The organism is Streptomyces sp. NPDC097619 (assembly GCF_040302735.1).
Taxonomy (GTDB): domain Bacteria; phylum Actinomycetota; class Actinomycetes; order Streptomycetales; family Streptomycetaceae; genus Streptomyces.
Genome location: NZ_JBEOSD010000157.1, coordinates 1 through 19701, shown reverse-complemented (window position 1 = coordinate 19701; position 19701 = coordinate 1). Strand labels below are relative to the sequence as shown.

Below are 19701 nucleotides of genomic sequence, written 5' to 3'. Positions count from 1 at the left end.
CGCCGCGGTCCGCACCGCCGCGGCGGTGCGGACCGGCTCCGGTCTCCACGAGGCACTCGCGTACCCGCGAGTGTGGGATCGGCACCCGCATCTGTGGTCGCGGGCGCCAGGGGGTGGTCAGGCCAGGGTGATGTTCTCGGCCTGGGGGCCCTTCTGGCCCTGGGTGATGTCGAACGTCACGCTCTGGCCCTCCTGGAGCTCACGGAAGCCCGTGGCGTTGATCGCCGAGTAGTGGGCGAAGACGTCCGGGCCGCCACCGTCCTGGGAGATGAAGCCGAAGCCCTTCTCCGCGTTGAACCACTTCACAGTTCCCGTGGCCATGCTCATGCCTTCCAGTCGATGGATGCCCGCCCGCACCCTGCGGACAAGCGGAGGTGATCGCCCTGGTCCCTGCGGCACAGCACAGCAAAACACCCACACCTACGGCGTGGGCAAGGGGAGTTCCGAACCACGACAGCTGACGCAGACGATATCCCCGACAACGGCCAGTCACCAGGGAAAAACCGGACTACTGAGCGACTGCGCCCGAGACCGGACGCCCCGGAGAACCGCGATCGGTACCTGGTGAACCCGCCACGACGGCAGGCGACGTGGGGCGCAGGGCCACTTCGAGCCGGTCTGCGGGGGAAAGGTGGTGCCGCAGGCCGCTTCGACCGATGCCTTGATCGGCCGTGCCACCGGCGCTCGGGCGGCGATCCTCAGCCCGGTAGCGCCGGGAGCGCGTGTGCCCGGGCCGCGGCCACCGTGGCGGTGGGCGCCAAGGCCTCTTCCAGAGCAGGGTGTGCGGCGGGGGCCCGCGGGGTACAGGGGCCGTCGTGACTGTGGGCGGTCGACTCCTTCATGGCCGCCCTATCGGTCCGCGCTCAGCACGCGCGTCGGAAGCCGAGCATTCGTCGGTGCCGTCAGGTTTCACCGGCCGCCGTGCGGGTCCGTACTTCCTCTGGCGTGAGGTACTGGTCGGTGTACTCGAAGTCGCGGAGCGTCCCCGGCTTGTACGTCTGGAAACCGGTGCGGAAGAAGTCGTCGCCGGTGACGGCGTTGAGGAGCCAGTTCGTCATCACCCGCGTCTTCCTGTTCGACAAAGACCACCACCCGTCAGTGGCGGGCCGGGACACGCCCCGTCCACCCGTACCTGTTCGCCGACCGCCAAGAGCACCCGTCCCGCATCGGAAAGGGCACGCGGATCGGTCGACCTACCGGTCAGTGGCATCCGATGACGAGCACGCACCACCGCACGGACAGCCGGCGATCGACCTCCCAGTCCGCCCGTCCCGAACCCGGCGGGGCCGGTACCGTGCGGGCATGGCCACTGAAGCGCGCAAGCCTCCGCCGGGTCCCGCCAATGAACCACCGCCCTCCCACCCCGGCCCGCGCAGACCCCAGCCGATGCCGCACCCGGCGCCGAGGCCTCCGAAGAAATGAACGCGCGCCGCATCCCCTTCGCCGACCTCCCCGCCCGCGTCCGGGCGGCCGTCGCGGCCCGCGTCGGAGACGAGTACACCGCCAAGGACGTCGAACTCGGAGAGAGCGCCGCCGTCGCCGCCCTCCTGGAAACCGACACCGGCCCGGTCTTCGTCAAGGGCCTTCCCGACGGCCACCGCGGGGCACGAAAACTCGACGTGGAGCGTCGCCTGGGCCCGCACCTGCCCGACTTCGCACCCCGACTCCTCTGGTCGATCACCGAGGACGGCTGGACCCTCCTCGGCTTCGAAGGCCTCCACGTCACACCCTGGGCGCACTTCCCCGCCGGCAGCACACACCTGGAACCCTGCGCGGCCGTCCTCCGCGAGCTCGGCGGGGTGAAGGCTCCGGCGCAGGTCCGGCTGCCGCCGCTGTGGGCCCGCTGGGAGTCCTACGACCAGCAACGGGCCGAGGAACTCCTCACCGGTGATCACCTGGTCCACGGCGACCCTTCCTGCGGGAACTTCCTCATCGACGCCGATCACCACGCCCACCTCGTCGACTGGGCATGGGCCGCCCGCGGCCCCGCCTGGGCCACCGCCGCCCTGTGGGGAGCCCGCCTCATGCTCGACGGCCGGCAAACAGCCGAGCAGGCAGCCGCCTACGCCCGGAACGTGCCCGCCTTCGCCGCCGCGCCCCGCGAAGCCGTGGCCTTCCTCACCCGCGCCGAAGCCGACTGGTGCCAGTACTGGCAACACCACACCGGGGGCTACGAAGACCGCCTCGAAACCGCCCGCGCATGGGCCGACCACTGGAACCGATAGCTCACCTGATGCGTCCTCGATGCGCGGTCGACCGGCCCCGCGCCACGACGAGCGCGAGGTCATGGCAGACCGCGGTGGGGAGGTTCCGAACGGAGCAGGGTGGCGGCGCCAAGACTCCGCGCCCCGGCCGGCACCGGCACGGCAGGCACCATTTGTGCCTGCTTTGGCCACTGGCCCCACCGCACACCGGCGTCAACCCTCCCCGTGGCCCAGGACCGGCTTCGGCGAGGGGTCCGGCGGAAGAGCGGTGGGTCGTGACAGGCCTTCAGGGGATGAGTCGTTGCCCGAGGGTGAGGACGAGGAGGGGGAGTCCGTGCGCCTGCCGTCGGGGGCGTCGGTGGCACCGGTGCGGGTGAGGAATCCGGCGAGGAAGCGGACGGCGTGTTCGGCGTCGTGGAGTTCGTCGGGCTCGGGGAGGACGGCGCCGAAGGAGTGGCCGGGGGTCGCGGTGAGCGCGCGCCAGTGCAGGACGGGGGCGAGGGCGGTGCTGGCGCGGGCGAGGAACCACGCGAGGTGTCCATGGGTTCGTGCGGTGGCCAAGGCGAGGACGGCCAGCACTTCCCGCAGGTGCCCCAGCCGCTCGATCACCGGCAGGGCCTCCTGCCGGGCGGCCGGGCCCACTGCCTCCACCAGGCCCGCGGCGACCTCCGCCGCCAAGACCTCGTCCTCGGCGCCGAGGACCCACGTGGTGCCGTCGTTCTGGCTCTCGGCTTCGCGGGCGAGGGCCAGGACCTGTTCGTGCATCCCCGCTCGCGGGGCCGGAGCCGGCTCCGGGGTGCGACGGGACAGGCGGGACCGGAAACGGGAAGAGTGCATGGCGGGCATCACTCGACTCTGGATCAGGGATGGACGGTGGGGGTGTCCGTGATCGGCAACACGGCCTCCACCCCCGTCATCCGCAGCAACCGGCGCAGCTGCGGAAGCGGGGACGCGAGGGCGAAGGCCACCGCCCCCTCCGCCGCCGAGCGGTAGGTGGTCAGGAGGGCATTGAGACCGGCGGAACCGCAGAAGGTCAGCCCCGAGCAGTCCACCACCAACGAGTCCGGCACGGGTGGCCCGGCCAGAGCGGCGTTCAAGGACCGCACCAGCATCGGCGCGGTGTCGTAGTCGACCTCTCCGGCCACCACCAGGACACACGTTCCCGCGGGCGCGCCCCGACGGCTGATACGCAGGCCGGTCCCGTCCATCCTCACGCTCCCCTTCTCGACTGCGCGGGCCGCCAAAGGTTACTTCGAACCTACCCGGAACGACACCATTGGCTACCCGAAAAGCGAAACGAACCGGTCGGAGCAGGACAGCCGTCGAAGCACTTCTTCAAGGCGAGGTACCAGGGCACTTACGGTGACGTAACAGCGCCGAACGCTCCTCCTGGTGGCCTGCGAACTCCTCGCCGACGCCCGCAGCCGGACCCGCGGCCCACACGCCTCGAATCCATCGCCACCACGAACGCCTCACCATCGCCGTCACCGACCGGTGTACGTGGGCAGGCTCCTCACCTGGGTCGAAAGTCGTCCTACGACCGCCATCCGCACGGCACCGTGACTACCCGAGGAACGAAACGGTGCGCCGCAGAGCCACGAACCACGAAACCCCCCATTGCTCGGCCCACCCCGAGGCGCAGTGGAGCGGCGCGGCGGATCCGCTCCCGCAGCGGAAGTCCTCGCCGCGGAAGTGCCGGTCAGGTGTGGAGGTCGGTGCTGGGATGTCGGCCGTAGACCTGCCGGTAGTACGTCGAGAACGTGCCCGGTTTGGCGAAGCCCCACCGGGCGGCGACATCCCGGACCAGGACCCCGCTCTCGGGATCGGCGGCCAGCAGTTCCGCGTGGGCCCGCTCCAGCCGGACCCGCCGGACGTAGCCGAGCGGGGTGAGGCCGGTGTGGCGGCGAACGGCATACTGGACCGCCCTCGGTGTCGTGCCGGCCGCTGCCGCGATCTCCCCGACCGTCACGGGCAAGTGGGCATGATCGTCCATGAAGTCCAGCGCCCTGCGCAATGACGCAGCCCCCACTGCGCCCGGCCCGGAAAGGCCGCGGCTCGCGGTGAGGTAGGTGTTGGGAAAGAGGGTGAGGGCGGTGGCGGCCAGGTGTCGGGCGGTCGCGTCCGCCAGCAGCGGCGGGCAGGTGTCCCCTGCCAGAAGGGTCAGGGCGTAGTCGACGGCGTGCCTCCAGCTCTCGTCCCCGTCAGCGGCGGCGGGCCTGAGGCGGTGGAAGCGCAGGGGCTGGTCGGTGTCGTGTCCGACGGTGTCGGCCACCAGGGCCGGTTCCAGGGACGTCACCTGGACGCAGGTGTCCGTCACCGCGCCGGTGAAATGGTGTCCCGGTTCTCCCGGGAGGTAGCACTGACCGGGCCCGAACCGGCCCGTCAGACCGTTGGTGGAGGCATCGACCGATCCGCGACGGACCATGCCGATCATCACCCGGTCCATCCTGCCCCCGTCGAACCGGAAGCGGGCCGACGCCTGCGCCTCGTCCATCAGCAGAGGACCCGCCTGGGCCCGTCGCAGGGTGAAGGTGGATCGGGCCTCCACATCGTCCAAGACGAAGCCCATCGGGTAGGCGTGGTTCAACGCTTCGGCGACCGCGTCGGCACCCGCCACTTCCAAGCTCAGACGCTCGACCACGCCACCGTCCACCGCCCACCTCCCGGCCATGGCCCCCGGGGCGTGGACTCGCACGCGCGCCCACGCCCCGGGGACCCATTCAACGAAATCACGCCCCCACCGATCTCGCCCCACTGACCGGGGACAGCGGGTCGAACGGGGGTGCGCACTCACCGTGCGGCTCGTCTTCTCCCTCGGCGGCCACGGTGGATGCAGGTGGGAGACTCCCGTTTCGGAAAGGATCGTCTTCGTGCTCCTCTCGGTTTCGTGCAGGGGGCGGTGGTCTTCTCGTCGCGGCCCGCCTCGGCACCCGCTGTCGCCTCAGCCTTCGCGCCCTCGGCGGGCCCGGCCCACGCAGGCCGGCTTCTCGGCCACCGTGTCGGCGGCCTTCCGCTGGACGGCCCTCCCACGGCCCTCCCGAGGCGGGCCCGCCCTGTGTCCCCGGTCGGTGAGCCCACGCACGAACGGATGCCCCTCCGGGTTGCCCGGCAAGGGGTGGGGTAGGCGCGTGGGCGACACGGTCCGTGATCTCGTCGAGTGAGCTGCTCGGGCGGGTGGGGCTGTCGATCGAAGGAGGACGATATGAGCAGTGGTGTCCTGGCGGGCAAGAGGATCGCGATCCTGGCGGCGAGCGGCGTGGAGCAGGTCGAATTGGTCCGGCCGCGCGAGGCGGTGCGGGCGGCGGGGGCCGACACGGTGCTCCTGTCCGTGGCGGACGGGACCCGGGACGGCAGGATCCAGGCGATGAACTCCGACATCGAGCCCGCGGACACCTTCGCCGTCGACGCCCTGGTCGGCGAGGTGTCGGTGGACGACTTCGACGGGCTGATCCTGCCGGGCGGCACCGTGAACCCCGACACGCTGCGCCGGGACGACGAAGCGGTCGCGTTCGTACGGGACTTCGTGACGGCGGGCAAACCGCTGGGCGCCATCTGCCACGCGCCGTGGACGCTGATCGAGGCCGGCGTGGTGAGGGGCAGGACACTGACCTCGTGGCCCAGCATCCGCACCGACCTGCGCAACGCCGGAGCCGTCGTGGTGGACGAGGAGACCGTCACGGACGACGGCCTGGTCACCAGCCGGAGCCCGGACGACCTCCCCGCCTTCTGCGCGAAGATCATCGAAGAGTTCGCACGAGACCGACACCGGATGTGATCCACACGGCGCTCCCTGCACCCCGTCCCGGACGAACCCTTCGTCCGTGGTGCACCGGATCGGAGGGTCAGGACGACGGAGAAGTGAGGAGCCCGTGAGGCCGACTGCGATCGCGGAGACCGCCTTCCCCTCGCAAAGGACCCTCTCGGGACCGTGCGTGCCGTCGTACGCGAAGACGAGGACACGACCGAAAATTTGGGGCATACGAAGAGGGCGGTGCGGAACCGTCGCGCTGCCCCGTCCGTAACCGACCCTCAGGAGCTCCAGGCATGTCCACCGCACACCACGTCGCCACCCTCGCCTTCCACGACCGGGCGCGATCGCGCGCCGCGTTCGAGGAGGCCCTCACCCTGCCAGGTCTGCGCTACGCGGCCGTCCTCGATCGCGGGGCGGACGGTGTGCTCGACGTGACCGCCGAACACACCCCCGACCCCGGACCGGTCACCGCGGGCGCGGCCATCCTCGGCGGAGGAGTGGGGCTCCTGGGCGGTCCCGTGGGATCCTTCCTCGGCGCTTCTGCGGGGGCCCTCCTCGCCAACGCCTACATCGAACAGGAGGCATCCGCCGGATACGCCGGACTGATCATGCTCAGCGCCGATGTGGAAGACGACACCGCCCTCGTCGTCCTCGACATCAAGGAAGAAGCCACCGAGACCCTCGACGGCCTCGCCGCACGCCACCACGTGACCTGCCACCGTGAGGACATCGACGCCTTCACCGCCCGCCTACGAACGGCGTGGAAGAAGAGCGGCACCTGACGGACCGACGCCAACCACGCCACCAGCATCCGTCGGCTCTCGGCGACCGGGCATGGGCCCTTCGTGTCCGCTCAACCGACGGGGACGCTGTCGGGTCGGCGGGGATCGCGGCGCTTGACCCGGTCGACAGTCCCGTCGCCGTCCTTCACCCACAGGTTCGGGAGGAGCTGGTCGTGCATGGTGCGGTCGCCCTTCTGCTCGGGCGTGGGGTCAGTGGTGGAGTCGGGTGTGGTGGGTGTGGCCGAAGAGGAGGTCGTAGCCGGGCGGGAGTTGGAGCAGGATCCGATTGAGGAGGTCCTCGTCCACGGTGGCGGCCACGGTGGACAGGACGGCGCCGATGTCCCACAGGGCGGTTTGTTCGGTGGCGCCTTCGATCCAGGCCGCGGTGGCGCGGACGAAGCGTTCCGGGGTGAGCGGCTCGGCGGCCTGCAGGGGATTGAGGAGGACCAGCGCGTAGGTTTCGGGGAGTCGGGCGGCGAGGTCGGCCCTGACGGTCCCGACGAGGTGGGCTCCGAGGAGGGCCAGGACCACGCGGGCCGCGCGTTCGGCTTCTCCTGGACCGGGGTATTCGCCGCGCTCTCGGATGTGGTCGAGGAAGGCCTGCTGCTTTATCGGCATCCCATGTCACCTCCACTGGAGCGATGAGGAGGGGTGGTGACGGCGGAGGGCGGGTCGAGGGGGAGCTCGGGGCCGTCCTCCGCCGTGGCCGGCGTTCGGTGGGTCAGCCGGAGATCTGCTTGCGGTCCGCGGGGCCGTTGATGGCGATCTTGCGGGGCTTGGCGCGTTCGGCGATCGGGATCCGCAGGGTCAGGACACCGGCCTCGTAATCGGCTTCGATGCGCTCGGTGTCGAGGGTGTCGGCGAGCATGACCTGCCGGGAGAAGACACCGAGGGGCCGCTCGGAGAGCTCCATCTGCGCGGTGTCGGCCTTCGGAGCCGGACGGCGTTCCGCCTTGACGGTCAGCATGTTCCGCTCGACGTCGATCTCGATCGCCTCCGTCGAGACCCCGGGAAGGTCGAACGCGATCACGTAGGCGTCGCCTTCACGGTAGGCGTCCATCGGCATCGCGGACGGCTTCGACCACGTCCCCGACGTACCCGACAACTGCTGGAAGATCCGGTCCATCTCACGGAACGGGTCAGTGCGCATCAACATCTGGACAACACCTCCGGTCGGCTCAGGCAGTGGACTGCCAATGCGCTTCAACGTGCCTCCGTTCTACCATGTCATCGAAACGATGACAAGCAGGATGTCATCCAACCGATGACAAGAGGTGGAGCATGACCGAAACCGACCCCCACCCCCCACCGATCACCATCACAGCCGCCACCACAGCCCTGGCCACCATCCAGGACGCCATCCGAGAGGCCGTACAGGCCACCGCACCCGCGGATGCGCCGAAGGACGGGGCCGAGGGCGAGGACGGGACGGAGACCGCGGGCCCCAAGCGGGAACCAGGCCCTCAGGACGCGCTGGACGCCCTGCTGGCACTGCGCGAGATCCGTGAGGAGCTCGTCGGTTGGGAGAGCGTGCTCATCGAGACCGCGCGCGATCGGGGAGCGAGCTGGGCCGATCTGGCCGCACCCCTGGATGTCGCCAGCCGCCAGGCCGCCGAACGCCGCTACCTTCGCCTGCGCCCCGGCGCGGCCGGGTCCACCGGCGAGCAGCGGGTCCAGGCCACCCGAGACGCGCGCGCGGCCGACCGCACTGTCACCGACTGGGCCCGCGGCAACGCCGCAGACCTGCGCCGCCTCGCCGGCCGGTCACCGCCCTCAGCGGCCTGCACGAAGACGCCCAAGGCACCGTGGACGAACTCAACCACGCACTCGCCGCGAACGACGCCGCCGAACTCGTCCGCCCCCTCACCGACTCCCGCACCCACGTACGCCCCCAGGACACCGAACTCGCCGACCGCATCGACGCCCCCACCCGCCACACCGACCGCCTCCGCCAGAACAGCAACGACCAACGCAAAACCTGAGCACTGAACCACCGGCTTCACAGGAAGAACAGACAGGCTCCGCCGGGCTGCGACAGGTGGTCCACGAGGTGGGAGATTTCACGTGATGCGCAGGCTGCGTCCTTTCCTGGGGGCTGCTGCGGGGGCGGTGAGTGCAGGGGACGAGGCCGATATCGGCGAAGGGGACGAACCCAGCGAAGTGGCGGTAGGAACTCAGGCCGCACCGGGGCTACGCGCACGCGACGGGATGGTGATGCGACCGGGCCCCAGACCATCACGCCAGCCGAGGCGATTAACCGAACGGATGCATGGATGGGCCTGTCCGGGGCACTGGCGCGCAGGTGCGGACTGGGCACATGGCCCCGGCGCAGTGGACCGCCATCGTCGCTCATCACTCGACGAAGGCCATCTCCCGGCGTCGGGGCCACCCCATGTGCCGGCTTGGGACCCTGGACCCACAGAAGCGTGGCCCGGATTTGCGTGTGTGGAGACGCCAGCGGGTCGCTCCGCTGGGGTGCGCAGTCACCCCGGCCGAACCCGACCTCGCCGCACTCAGGGCCTCGCGCCGTCGCTGCCCGCAGCGACCGGGGACGCTGCCACCTTCGGCAAAAATCCGGCCCCTGACGCCGGGACCGAGCCTTGTCCCGGGCTCAGCGGCTCCGTGCCCACATCGGCCCGTCGGCAGCATGGGACGCCCTGTCCGGCACCGGACCGGAGCGGTCAGGCGGTTCGCGGCAGGCCACAGCACACGCAGGCATCCGTGCTGTCGCGCAGGCACCGGCCCGACTCTCGGCTTCCCCCGTGTCTCCCGCTCCGCGGGCCGAGCAGCGCGGGAATGACGGCGGTGGGCCACCCCCGCCTCCAGCAGAGATGACCCACCACCGTCACACCGTCCGGCCCATGTGGGGCGCCGGTGGTTCGGCTACCAGCGGTACCAGCGGCCGGAGCTGTTCTTCGGCCGGGCGACGAACCCGACCAGCCACAGGATCAGGACCGCGATCGCGACCCACCAAAGGACCTTCACCGCGAAACCGGCACCGAACAGGATCAGAACCAGCAGAAGAACAAGAAGCAGGGGAACCATAGTTATCAACCTCCGAAGGACCGGATGCCCTGCCCGCCCCCTCCCATGCGCTCACCTTTACCCGTTTCTTATGTGCGCAGGCGGGCATATGTGCGCACCCGGATCCGCCTCCTGTCGGACACGAGCGGGCCTCGCGCATCGGAGGAATCCCGCAGCTCCGGAGTTCGGAGCGGAATCGCGTGCTGGTGTGTTTACGAGCCCGGATCGGGAGCACGTGAGGGTCACGACCAAATCCGGTACGTCACGAGGAGGTCCCCATGTCGGGCACCGAGAAGACCAAGGCACAGGCCGAGCAGGCCAAGGGCAAGGCCAAGGAGGCCATCGGCCGGGCCGTCGGCAACGACCGCATGACCGCCGAAGGCCACGTCGACCAGGCCAAGGGCCAGGCCCGTCAGGCCAAGGAAGACCTCAAGGACAACCTCCGCCGACCCTGACCCACCCCCACGACCCACCAACCCGGGTCGTGACAGCAGCTGGGCCCCGACCCCTCCCCCCCCTGGGTCGGGGCCCAGCCACGTCGGCCCGATCGGCGAACGCTCGCTGCCGGACGCGGGAGGGCCTGTCCCCGAGGGGGAGGTCGCGTCCCGGGCGCAGTTCCAGGCGGACCATGTCCATGATCCTGCGCGCCAGCTCGCTTGGCCGAACGGCCCTGGGTGCCGCGGCAGATCTTCGGGCCCACCCGTCCTCTGTCCTCTGTCATGCGGGCCATACGGGTGAGGATGAAACCTTCCTGCCGCTCAGAGGCGCAACCGGCCGGAACTGGCCAGGGAATACACAGTCGACAGCACATGCCCTCCCTCCACAGAGGAAACACCCATGCGCATGCGCAGCACCCTGGCCGCCGCCCTCGGCGCGCTCCTGCTCTCCGTCGCCCTGCCCGCGTCCCCCGCCGCGGCCGCCGACGGCGAGTTCGTCTACACCTACGTCGGCCTCAACGGCCTGAACCTGCGCGGTACCCTTCCCGACCCCGACAGCAACGTCTGCATCGACATCCCCGAGACGGTCGGCTCCAACCTGCCCGCCTTCGCTCCGCGGAACTTCACCGACTCCACCGCCACCGTCTTCCTCGACGCCAACTGCAACGGCGACGTCTTCTACGTGATGCCCCCCGGCAAGAGGCTCGGCGACCGCCTGCGCTTCCGTTCCGTCGTCTTCAGCTGACACCCCCACCCCACCCCGGCCCACGCCGGGCCCCCTCCTCCGGGGGCCCGGCCCCTGACCCGGACGCCACGGCCAGGAACGGGCCATCAAGGCCGAAAGCTGCACGGGGCCGCCATGTCCCGTTCGCGGTCAGGCCGCCCCCGGCGAGCGAACGCCATGCCGCGGCCGCCGGGTCCCGGCCGCACTCTGACGACGCCACGCCACCCGACCACCCCACCCGCCGGGGCGCGGCCAGGCGTGACCCGGTGCCGTTCGGCCCCGGTAACCGGCTCGCGCCCTCCATGCGTAAAGGCGCCCACCCCGGGGGCGGGCGCGTCCCTCGGCTCTGCCGCCACTCCGTCGGCGGGTATCCGAATGCGCCGAGTGAGGGTTGGGCCGCACCTCCATGCTCGCGGCGTGCCTCCGCCCGGGGCAAACGCCCGCAGCCGCGGAAAGCGCAACAACCGGCGGCGGCCGCGGGCGACAGCGCGACCCCGCCGAGAATAAGAGCCACCCTGCCGGGCGAGAACAGTCCAGGCGTTCACCGCAGATCCGTCGGCCAGACCCCGCAGGCACCCCCCCTCCCTTCACCCACCCGCATCCGAGCGCCGATCCTCCCGGCCTGCCGAAGCTCGGTACGAGCGCCCCTGTCCTTCGTCATGGGCGTCGAAGCCGTCCCCTTCAGTCGCAGGCCGCGGACTCGACACCGGGCCGGGCGAACGGTCCGCTACTGGTCACCGCCGGATCGTCGAGCGTCACGCCCACCACAGCCCGACGGCGCGGCCTCCAGCTCACATGATCACAACCTGAAACCGATGTGATCATGTGAGGCCGCCGGTGCAGACAGCGGATACGGTGTAAGGAACGCGTCAAGAAGGTGGCGCGCGGTGTGCCGGGAAGTCTGGTCGGCGTCCTGGGGGCAGTGTGCCCCGTCCTCGTCGACGCCCGGAGGCCACGGCCATGGCCGGCACCCGCTCCCCCTTCCTCGGGCTGCTTCCCCTGCCCGAACGGCAGGCGATCACCCGTGGCCTGCGCACCGAGACCGTCGGCGGGCTGGTCCTCCTCGGTGCGGCCGTCCTCGCACTGATCTGGGCCAACAGCCCGTGGAACGCTGTGTACGTGTCCGTGCGGGACTTCCACTTCGGTATACCCGCCCTCGGCCTGGACCTGTCGGTGGGGCACTGGACGGCCGACGGGCTGCTGGCGGTGTTCTTCCTCGTCGCCGGCATCGAGCTCAAACGCGAGCTGGTCGTCGGTGAACTGCGCACCCCCGCCACCGCGGCCCTTCCCGTGATCGCCGCGCTGTGCGGGATGGCCGTACCCGCATCCCTCTACATGGCGACCACCACGGTCGGCGGCGGCAACCGGGCGGGCTGGGCCGTTCCGATGGCCACCGACATCGCCTTCGCCCTCACCGTCCTCGCGGTGCTCTCCACCCACCTACCGGCCGCCCTGCGCGCCTTCCTCCTCACCCTCGCCGTCGTCGACGACCTGGGCGCGATCCTCATCATCGCCGTGTTCTTCACCTCCGACCTCAACCTGTGGGCCCTCGTCGGAGCCTTCGTGGGACTGGTCCTCTTCTACGCTCTCCAGCGGCTGCGGGTGCGGGGCTGGTGGTAGTACGTGCCCCTCGGGATCACGGTCTGGGCGCTGATGTACAACGGCGGCGTCCACGCCACCGTCGCCGGCGTCGCCATGGGCCTCATCCTGCGCACCCCCCTCGACGAGGGCGAGGACGTCTCACCGGCGGCCCGGGTCGCTCACCTGGTGCACCCGTTCTCGGCGGGCGTGGCGGTGCCGCTGTTCGCTCTGTTCGCCGCAGGAGTGAGCATCTCCGGGCCTGCCCTGGGCCAGGTGTTCACCCGTCCCGAATCCCTCGGTGTCGTGATCGGCCTGGTCCTCGGTAAGACGCTGGGGATCTTCACCGGAACCTACCTTGGCGCCCGTTTCACCCGTGCCCGGCTCAACCCCGATCTCGCCTGGGCCGACGTCCTGGGCCTGTCGGTCCTGGCCGGGATCGGCTTCACCGTCGCTCTCCTCATCGGCGAACTCGCCTTCCCGAGCGGCCCCACCGGCAAGCACGTCAAGGCCGCCGTCCTCATCGCCTCGCTGATCGCCGCTGTCATCGCAGCGGTCCTGCTGCGCAGGCGCAATACCGTCTACCGGCGCCTGTACGAGGCGGAGAACACCGACGCCGACCAGGACGGCATCCCCGACATCTACCAGCACAAGACGCCCACCCCGGACATCACTGCCCGCGCGGACGGGCGGCGCGCCTGATGGGCGGCGTCGAGCGGGATCGGGCACCGGCCACCTGGTCTTTCGCACTGTCGGCGCCGGGTTACGGCGGCCCGGCGGCGCCCGCCGGCACGGGACGTTCACCATCCCCTCCTGGCCGGGGGTGTGTTCGCGACGACCATCGCGGCCACCGTTTTGACCGGCGGGACCACAGCGTGGGGTCGACAGCGGTCTCGGCACCGCTCACCGGGCGGACTCGTTGCCTTCGTCAACGGCACGCTCAAGGCCTTCGCACGATCTCTCCACCGGACAGGGAACCCGATGCCGAAGGCCGCGAAGAGGGTTCGAAACGGCGGATGGTGACCGTGCCTGCGCGGCTGTCGACGCACCCTTCATCGTGGCCTGGGGGCGCTGCACCTGCCCGGACATGGCGTCGCCGTGCTCGTCATCGGGCTGTTCCTCCCGGTGACCGGCTCCGTCAAGGCCGCCGGCGGCCGCGGCCTTTCATGGGCCGGCCCCGGCCCTCCTCGCCTACAGTGGAAATCCGGAGAACGATGACCTGGCAATGGTTCGAACGGGAAGACGCCCCCACGGCAGGACAGCCACCCCTGGGCCTGCCCTCGGAGAATGCCGATCCGGGTGCGCTGCCGCTCCACCGCCCCGCATCGCTCCACACCGCGTTCGAGGGAAACGAACCGATCGCCCAAACCCGGCGGCTGGCCCGCGCCTTCCTCACGGACCTGCGAACCGTTCACGGCATCCCGGTCTCGGAACCCACCCAGGCCGTGGTCGAGCTGGTCGTCAGCGAACTGATCACCAACACCCGCAAGTACGCACCCGGCCCCAGCCTCCTCACCCTCGACGTCAGGGACGGCTGTATCGAGGTGTCCGTGTGGGACAGCAACCCGAGCCTCCCGGCGATCCTGCCTCCCGACCCCACCCGAGTGGGGCAGCACGGCCTGGAAATCGTCATGACCACAACCACGAAGCTGCAGATCCAGCGCGAACCCGTCGGCAAACGCATCACCGCCTCCATCCCCCTCACCGACCGACCCGCCGGCGACGCCCCAGGGCCGTGAACCGGGACACTGCTCACCTCGCCGCCAGGGTCACCCCGCATCCCAGGCACGTCTGCGGGACCGGCTCCGGACACAGGACCGTGCCCCCGAGCCGGACCAATCGGGCGACGGAAATGAAGTCACGGACTGCGACGGACGCCGTGATGACGACCCGGTGCGCGAGCACGCGGCTCCCGTGACGCCGCTGTCGGGCTGTGACCTCCCCGGCCACCCACGCCTACTCGCCGACCGTCAGCAGGACACGCACCGCGTCAGGAAGGGCCCGCGGATCCGATGCGGTACCGGTCAACGGCAGCAAATGACCGAGCGCACACCACCGGCCGGACTGCTGATGATCGACCTCCCACTCCCGCTCCAACTCCCCGGCCACGGAACTCGTCGCGTAGAGCGGCTCTCGGCACGACCGGCAATGGAAGAACGAGCGATCGTGCACACAAACTCCCTTGACGGCCACAACACCAGCGCACCGATCAACCGGAGACCCACCCAGGATCAACGACCTCCGGTCCCAAATGAAACGATTCATCACCATAACCGTCGCGCATACCTCCGGTTCGGCTTCCAGCACCGCTGCCACGCGCCCGGCCCTGTGGGCGCTCTGCGGGGTCAGCACGGTCCCGTCCCCGGCATGGCAGCACACAGTCGCTCTCGGGAGCGAGCGTGTGCCGCGAGCAGGCGCGGACCCGGCGGGCTCACGTGGTCGACCCCTCACCGACACGGAATCCGTGTGGGCAAGCCCGGCCATGGCGTCAGCACGGGCCGAGGAAAGGTCCATGAAGTCGTTGGGGAAGCGATCACCCGGGTGCAGGGGGAGGCCTTGGACTGTGCGGTGCCGTGGGCGAGGGGGAGGATGACGAACGGCATGTTCACGGCCAGGGGCGCCCTGGCTCTCCAGCTGCCGACGCCTCCACCGCCGCTACGAACGCAAGGCCGAACACTTCCTCGCTTTTGTCGGCATCGCAGCTCTCCTGATCGGATACCACCGCCTCGATAGGCCGATCACACCGAGAAACCAGTGAGCCGAGGCCGGGCCTCCTCGCGTCCGAAGGTCAGCACCTGCGCAAGTACCTTCCGCATCTCGTCAATGCCTTCGGCCGGCACGTCGAGGACCGCCTCGATCCCCGCGTCTTCCAACTCCAAGTCATCCAGACAACCGAGGTCAAGCGACACCTTGAGCAGGTTGCCTGTCAGAGCCACCTCGCGGACGCAGCCATAGGCCGTGCTCTGGTCCGGGGTCATCACGCAGTACGTGTCGAGCCCGAGCGAGATGTCCTGTGCGGACGGCTCCCCGATAGGGCGCGTAAACAGCAGGAAGAAGCCGTCATCCTCCTCCGCCACGCCAGCCTGCATCTCGCCATCAACGTCGACCTCGACAGCCACCGCACGGGCCGTGAACCTGTATGTCATACGCCGGTTCTACCAGTAGCCCAGCACAGCTCACGCCTACCCCTCCGCCAACGAGAGCTGTAAACACCGCCATAAGGAACGATGTCTTACTCTCCGGTCGCCGAGTGAACTCGTGTCGGCTACGGGCGCAGGAAGAGGGCCCGAGCGGCGCGTGCCGTTCGGGCCCTCTTCGTCGTTCAGCCGGCGGCGGTCGCCGGGGGCCGTTCAGGCCGTCATGCGGTCGCAGGGGTGCCAAGCATGGCGGAGGCCCGCTGGAGGGGGCTGAGCGTGCGGGTTGCCGTGGCGGGCCTGGAGATGCTGCCGCGGCATGTGAAGCCGAGCCGGGTCATCGCGCGGAGGACTTCGCCGGCGGTGAAGTCGCGGCGGTCCTGGCGGGTGATGATCTGGCCGACCTGCTTGACGGGGTAGGTGCGGCGGCCGATGATCACGGACTCGCCGATCACCTCTTCGGGCTCGATGCCCTTCATCGACTCCAGTACACCCGCCTTGGTCAGGTCGAACGGGAAGCGAGCGATGACACAGCGCATGATGCCTCACAGGGCGAAGAGGAGGACGGATGCAAGCTCGGTGAGATGGTTCAGCGGACGAGGGCGAGGACGCCCAAAGCAGTGCCGTGCTCGTCGACGACGGGCAGGGCGGTGAGCTTGCAGTAGCGCATCGCCTGTTCGGCCTCGGCCACCGCGGTCATGGGCGAGGCGAACGGCCCGCGGTCGCCGAGGACATCGCGCAGCCTTATCCGGTCCGTGTACGCGGCGCCGTCGCGGACGGCGCAGAGCTCGGCGCGGGTGATCAGCCCGGTGCACAGGCCGTCCTCGTCGCAGAGGAGCAGGTGGTCCGTGAGGGAGCCGGCCATGACGGCCAGGGCCACCTCGACGGTCATGTCGTCGTAGACCTGCGGGCCGGCCGCCTCCATCACGTCGTGCGCTGTACGGTGCGCACGGCTGGACAAGGCATCGGTGGGGGCCGGGTGGGGCTGCATCTGGACCAGCGTCAAAAGGTGCCTCCTGCATCGGTAGGTCATTTTGCGGATCACGTGGTTCTCAGGCCGCCACGTCGAAGGCGGTCCGGCGGGCGTTCGCGCGCCGGGCGGCGGCGGGGCCGCGCCGGCCGCGGGAGGCCGTGCTGCGCTTGGGGCGCTCGGTCACCGGTTCGGTGATGGTGACCGGGACACCGGAGGGGGCCTTCGCTCCGGTGATCCGGTTCAGGGCCTCGTCACCGGAGTGGACCTGGGTGGTCTGCGGGATGACTCCGGCGGCCTGCATGAGGCGGGCCATGCCGCGGCGTTGGGCGGGGGTGACGAGGGTGACGGCGCGACCGGACTGGCCGGCGCGGGCGGTTCGCCCACCGCGGTGCAGGTAGTCCTTGGGATCGGTCGGCGGGTCCACGTTCACGACGAGGTCGAGGTGGTCAACGTGGATGCCGCGGGCGGCGACGTTCGTGGCGACCAGGACGGTGACATGGCCGGACTTGAACCGGGTCAGGGTCCGGGTGCGCTGCGGTTGGGACTTCCCGCCGTGCAGGGCGGCGGCGCGGACCCCGCTGTCGAGGAGGTCCTGCGTGAGGCGGTCGACGGCGTGCTTGGTGTCGAGGAACATGATCACTCGACCGTCACGTGCGGCGATCTCCGTCGTCATGCGCTGCTTGTCGGCGCCGTGGAGGTGCAGGACGTGGTGCTCCATCGTGGTCACCGCGCCCTGCGAGGGGTCCACCGAGTGCACGACCGGGTCCGTCAGGTACCGGCGCACGAGAAGGTCGACGTTGCGGTCCAGGGTCGCGGAGAACAGCATCCGCTGTCCTTCGGGGCGAACCTGGTCCAGGAGTGCGGTGACCTGGGGCATGAATCCCATGTCGGCCATCTGGTCGGCCTCGTCCAGGACAGTGATCGCCACCTGGTTCAACAGGCAGTCGCCGCGGTCGATGAGGTCCTTCAATCGGCCGGGCGTGGCCACCACGACCTCCGTTCCCGCGCGCAGTGCGCCGGCCTGCCTGCCGATCGACATGCCGCCGACGACCGTGGTCAGACGCAGCTTCACGGAGCGGGTGTAGGGGGTGAGGGCATCGGTCACCTGCTGGGCCAGCTCGCGGGTGGGGACGAGCGCGAGCGGCCGGCGGGGCTCGGCACGTTGCCCGGCTGTGCGGGCCAGCAGGGCCAGCCCGAACGCGAGGGTCTTGCCGGAGCCGGTACGGCCCCGGCCGAGGACGTCGCGGCCCGCGAGGGTGTTGGGGAGGGTGGCGCCCTGAATCGGGAAGGGCACGGTCACGCCCTGCGTGCCGAGGGTCGCCAGCAGTTGGGCCGGCATGTCGAGATCGGCGAAGGCCTCCACCGCGGGCAGCGCGGGAGTGACCGTCGTCGGCGGTGCGAACTCGCCCTGGACCGCCGCGGGCCGACGGCCGTGGCCGCCCGAACCGCTCGACCCTCCGGGACGGCGTGGGGCCGACGAGCCGAAACGGCTGCCGCGACCCGAACCCGCCGCGCTGCCACTGCCGAAAGCCGGACCACCGGTACGGCCACGGATGCGGGACGAGCGCTCATTCGTACGCGCGGGGTTCATGTGGAACCTTCCTTGACACGGCACGCATGAAGAAATTCCCGCAGCACAGGAGTCGCGCAGGGGAATTGCCGGCACGGGCCGAATTGAATGAGAAGCGGAGTCCAGCGGAAAAAACCAAGGAGATCGGACACTGAAAATGTGACGCCGAGGACATGTGGCAACCGTAAACAATCCACTCGGATGCGGCGCCGAGAGAGCCGGTCGGCGAGTGTCCCCATGCCCACGAATGCGGGTGAACCCGCTGCGGGAAATGTGTGTGGCTGGGGCCCGCACCCCAAGGGGTGCGGGCCCCAGCCGCAGTATGCGTGTCAGCGTCAGGCGGGAACGATGTTCTCGGCCGTCGGGCCCTTCTGGCCCTGCGCGATGTCGAAGTTGACCTTCTGACCCTCGTTCAGCTCACGGAAGCCCTGCGCGGCGATGTTCGAGTAGTGGGCGAACACGTCAGGGCCGCCACCGTCCTGCGCGATGAAACCGAAGCCCTTTTCCGCGTTGAACCACTTCACGGTGCCAGCAGCCATGCCATTTCTCCTTTGGGGCAATACAGCGGCGTCTACATTGTGCGGGCGCCGCGTCGCCGCGATGATGCCCCGCCCGGAAAATTACCGGGAAATATAAAACACTTCCAGCAGGAACTGATTCCGACCGGAGGCGCTCGAAGTTTTTGGGTACCAAAACCGCAACCGAGATCGACAATAGCACGATGCAGCGGTGTGCGTACGTAGGATAATTCCCTCGGTGACGTTGCGACAGAAACCCTCACCGTTGGATCCATTAAATTCTAAAGCCGCCGTCACAGATATCCGCTCTCTCCGAACGCAGCGTTCCTACAGTTCGTGACCGGCGCCCGCCCCGAACGAACTCGGGGTCGACGACAGCCCATCCTCGGCATTCGCTCCTCGCTCCTGGCCACCGGCGTCCGACGGCCCACGACCGCGTGCACCTGCCCCCTGGCCTCTGGCCCCGATCAGCTTCGGCACCCACAACCGCGACGAGGGACGCACAGTCAGGCTGTGGCATCCGGGTCCGGGGCGCCGGCCGCGCGGTAGGCCGCGTTGATGCGCTTGGCCTCTTCGAGTTGGTCTTCGAGGATGATGATGCGGCAGGCCGCTTCGATCGGGGTCCCCTGGTCGACGAGCTCGCGGGCGCGGGCGGCGATCCGCAGCTGGTAGCGGGAGTAGCGGCGGTGTCCGCCCGCGGAGCGGAGCGGGGTGATCAAGCGGGCCTCGCCGATGGCGCGGAGGAACGCCTGGGTGGTGCCGAGCATCTCGGCGGCCCGACCCATGGTGTAGGCGGGGAAATCGTCGTCCTCAAGGTGCCCGCTGAGCGGACCGACGGGTGTGGCTTCTGGCATGGGGCCTCTTTCATGGAACCAATGGATGCGTTGCCGGGGAACGGGTGAACGCGTCGAGGGGCCCTGGCGCCTATGGCACCAGGGCCCCGAAGGAACTTGCTACACCATCTGCCGGCCCTGATGCTGCGTGGACCTTCTGTGTCCGCTCAACC

Annotated in this window: 19 protein-coding genes and 4 pseudogenes; 9 read left to right on the top strand and 14 right to left on the bottom strand. The window is 69.9% G+C overall.

Features of this window, described 5'->3' with window-relative positions:
- Positions 1 to 117: 117 nt before the first annotated feature.
- Both ABTZ17_RS30440 and ABTZ17_RS30435 read right to left on the bottom strand, forming a co-directional pair.
- Positions 118 to 321, bottom strand: a complete 204-nt coding sequence (locus ABTZ17_RS30440; RefSeq protein ID WP_352198992.1) for a cold-shock protein — start codon at positions 319 to 321, stop codon at positions 118 to 120.
- Between the two features lie 581 nt (positions 322 to 902).
- Positions 903 to 1070, bottom strand: a pseudogene (locus ABTZ17_RS30435) (NAD(P)/FAD-dependent oxidoreductase); the annotation flags it as partial.
- Positions 1071 to 1418: 348 nt separating this feature from the next.
- Here ABTZ17_RS30435 and ABTZ17_RS30430 point away from each other — a divergent pair.
- The gene (locus tag ABTZ17_RS30430; protein ID WP_352198991.1) at positions 1419 to 2225 is read left to right on the top strand and encodes a phosphotransferase family protein; all 807 of its coding nucleotides are present in this window, start codon (positions 1419 to 1421) and stop codon (positions 2223 to 2225) included.
- 192 nt (positions 2226 to 2417) lie between these two features.
- On the opposite strand, the gene ABTZ17_RS30425 is transcribed toward ABTZ17_RS30430, so the two are convergent.
- The 3 genes from ABTZ17_RS30425 to ABTZ17_RS30415 form a co-directional block, all read right to left on the bottom strand.
- Positions 2418 to 2969: a hypothetical protein gene (locus tag ABTZ17_RS30425; protein ID WP_352198990.1), complete on the bottom strand. Its 552-nt coding sequence runs from the start codon at positions 2967 to 2969 to the stop codon at positions 2418 to 2420.
- Positions 2970 to 3064: 95 nt separating this feature from the next.
- The gene (locus ABTZ17_RS30420) at positions 3065 to 3412 is read right to left on the bottom strand and encodes an STAS domain-containing protein (protein WP_352198989.1); all 348 of its coding nucleotides are present in this window, start codon (positions 3410 to 3412) and stop codon (positions 3065 to 3067) included.
- 491 nt (positions 3413 to 3903) lie between these two features.
- The gene (locus tag ABTZ17_RS30415; RefSeq protein ID WP_352198988.1) at positions 3904 to 4845 is read right to left on the bottom strand and encodes a helix-turn-helix transcriptional regulator; all 942 of its coding nucleotides are present in this window, start codon (positions 4843 to 4845) and stop codon (positions 3904 to 3906) included.
- 561 nt (positions 4846 to 5406) lie between these two features.
- Here ABTZ17_RS30415 and ABTZ17_RS30410 point away from each other — a divergent pair.
- Together ABTZ17_RS30410 and ABTZ17_RS30405 are read left to right on the top strand one after the other, a co-directional pair.
- Positions 5407 to 5979: a type 1 glutamine amidotransferase domain-containing protein gene (locus ABTZ17_RS30410; RefSeq protein ID WP_352198987.1), complete on the top strand. Its 573-nt coding sequence runs from the start codon at positions 5407 to 5409 to the stop codon at positions 5977 to 5979.
- Between the two features lie 269 nt (positions 5980 to 6248).
- Positions 6249 to 6737, top strand: a complete 489-nt coding sequence (locus ABTZ17_RS30405; RefSeq protein ID WP_352198986.1) for a hypothetical protein — start codon at positions 6249 to 6251, stop codon at positions 6735 to 6737.
- A gap of 210 nt (positions 6738 to 6947) precedes the next feature.
- On the opposite strand, the gene ABTZ17_RS30400 is transcribed toward ABTZ17_RS30405, so the two are convergent.
- A complete protein-coding gene (locus ABTZ17_RS30400; RefSeq protein ID WP_352198985.1) occupies positions 6948 to 7355 on the bottom strand; it encodes a DUF2267 domain-containing protein in 408 nt (135 codons plus the stop codon).
- Between the two features lie 103 nt (positions 7356 to 7458).
- The gene (locus tag ABTZ17_RS30395) at positions 7459 to 7893 is read right to left on the bottom strand and encodes an Hsp20/alpha crystallin family protein (protein ID WP_352198984.1); all 435 of its coding nucleotides are present in this window, start codon (positions 7891 to 7893) and stop codon (positions 7459 to 7461) included.
- A gap of 125 nt (positions 7894 to 8018) precedes the next feature.
- Here ABTZ17_RS30395 and ABTZ17_RS30390 point away from each other — a divergent pair.
- Positions 8019 to 8719, top strand: a pseudogene (locus tag ABTZ17_RS30390) (HSP18 transcriptional regulator).
- A 901-nt stretch (positions 8720 to 9620) separates the two neighbouring features.
- On the opposite strand, the gene ABTZ17_RS30385 reads toward ABTZ17_RS30390, so the two are convergent.
- The gene (locus ABTZ17_RS30385) at positions 9621 to 9782 is read right to left on the bottom strand and encodes a hydrophobic protein (protein WP_352198983.1); all 162 of its coding nucleotides are present in this window, start codon (positions 9780 to 9782) and stop codon (positions 9621 to 9623) included.
- 257 nt (positions 9783 to 10039) lie between these two features.
- On the opposite strand from ABTZ17_RS30385, the gene ABTZ17_RS30380 reads away from it, so the two are divergent.
- From ABTZ17_RS30380 to ABTZ17_RS36985, 5 genes and pseudogenes are all read left to right on the top strand, one after another.
- Complete coding sequence (locus tag ABTZ17_RS30380; protein ID WP_352198982.1) at positions 10040 to 10216, top strand: CsbD family protein; 177 nt, start codon at positions 10040 to 10042, stop codon at positions 10214 to 10216.
- A gap of 382 nt (positions 10217 to 10598) precedes the next feature.
- The gene (locus ABTZ17_RS30375) at positions 10599 to 10943 is read left to right on the top strand and encodes a hypothetical protein (protein ID WP_352198981.1); all 345 of its coding nucleotides are present in this window, start codon (positions 10599 to 10601) and stop codon (positions 10941 to 10943) included.
- Between the two features lie 939 nt (positions 10944 to 11882).
- Positions 11883 to 13202, top strand: a pseudogene (gene nhaA, locus ABTZ17_RS30370) (Na+/H+ antiporter NhaA).
- 512 nt (positions 13203 to 13714) lie between these two features.
- Positions 13715 to 14239, top strand: a complete 525-nt coding sequence (locus ABTZ17_RS30365) for an ATP-binding protein (RefSeq protein ID WP_352198980.1) — start codon at positions 13715 to 13717, stop codon at positions 14237 to 14239.
- An 884-nt stretch (positions 14240 to 15123) separates the two neighbouring features.
- Positions 15124 to 15258 (top strand): annotated as a pseudogene (locus ABTZ17_RS36985) (IS5/IS1182 family transposase); the annotation flags it as partial.
- On the opposite strand, the gene ABTZ17_RS30360 reads toward ABTZ17_RS36985, so the two are convergent.
- From ABTZ17_RS30360 to ABTZ17_RS30335, 6 genes are all read right to left on the bottom strand, one after another.
- A complete protein-coding gene (locus tag ABTZ17_RS30360) occupies positions 15239 to 15646 on the bottom strand; it encodes an Imm10 family immunity protein (RefSeq protein ID WP_352198979.1) in 408 nt (135 codons plus the stop codon). The pseudogene ABTZ17_RS36985 and the gene ABTZ17_RS30360 sit on opposite strands and share 20 nt — an antisense overlap.
- 212 nt (positions 15647 to 15858) lie before the next feature.
- A complete protein-coding gene (locus ABTZ17_RS30355) occupies positions 15859 to 16173 on the bottom strand; it encodes an SCO5918 family protein (protein ID WP_352198978.1) in 315 nt (104 codons plus the stop codon).
- Positions 16174 to 16223: 50 nt separating this feature from the next.
- Positions 16224 to 16640, bottom strand: a complete 417-nt coding sequence (locus ABTZ17_RS30350) for a CBS domain-containing protein (RefSeq protein WP_352198977.1) — start codon at positions 16638 to 16640, stop codon at positions 16224 to 16226.
- A 46-nt stretch (positions 16641 to 16686) separates the two neighbouring features.
- The gene (locus tag ABTZ17_RS30345) at positions 16687 to 18198 is read right to left on the bottom strand and encodes a DEAD/DEAH box helicase (protein WP_352198976.1); all 1512 of its coding nucleotides are present in this window, start codon (positions 18196 to 18198) and stop codon (positions 16687 to 16689) included.
- A gap of 314 nt (positions 18199 to 18512) precedes the next feature.
- The gene (locus ABTZ17_RS30340) at positions 18513 to 18716 is read right to left on the bottom strand and encodes a cold-shock protein (RefSeq protein WP_352198975.1); all 204 of its coding nucleotides are present in this window, start codon (positions 18714 to 18716) and stop codon (positions 18513 to 18515) included.
- 485 nt (positions 18717 to 19201) lie between these two features.
- Entirely contained in the window at positions 19202 to 19549 is a 348-nt protein-coding gene (locus tag ABTZ17_RS30335; protein ID WP_352198974.1) for a helix-turn-helix domain-containing protein, read from the bottom strand.
- Positions 19550 to 19701: the final 152 nt, after the last annotated feature.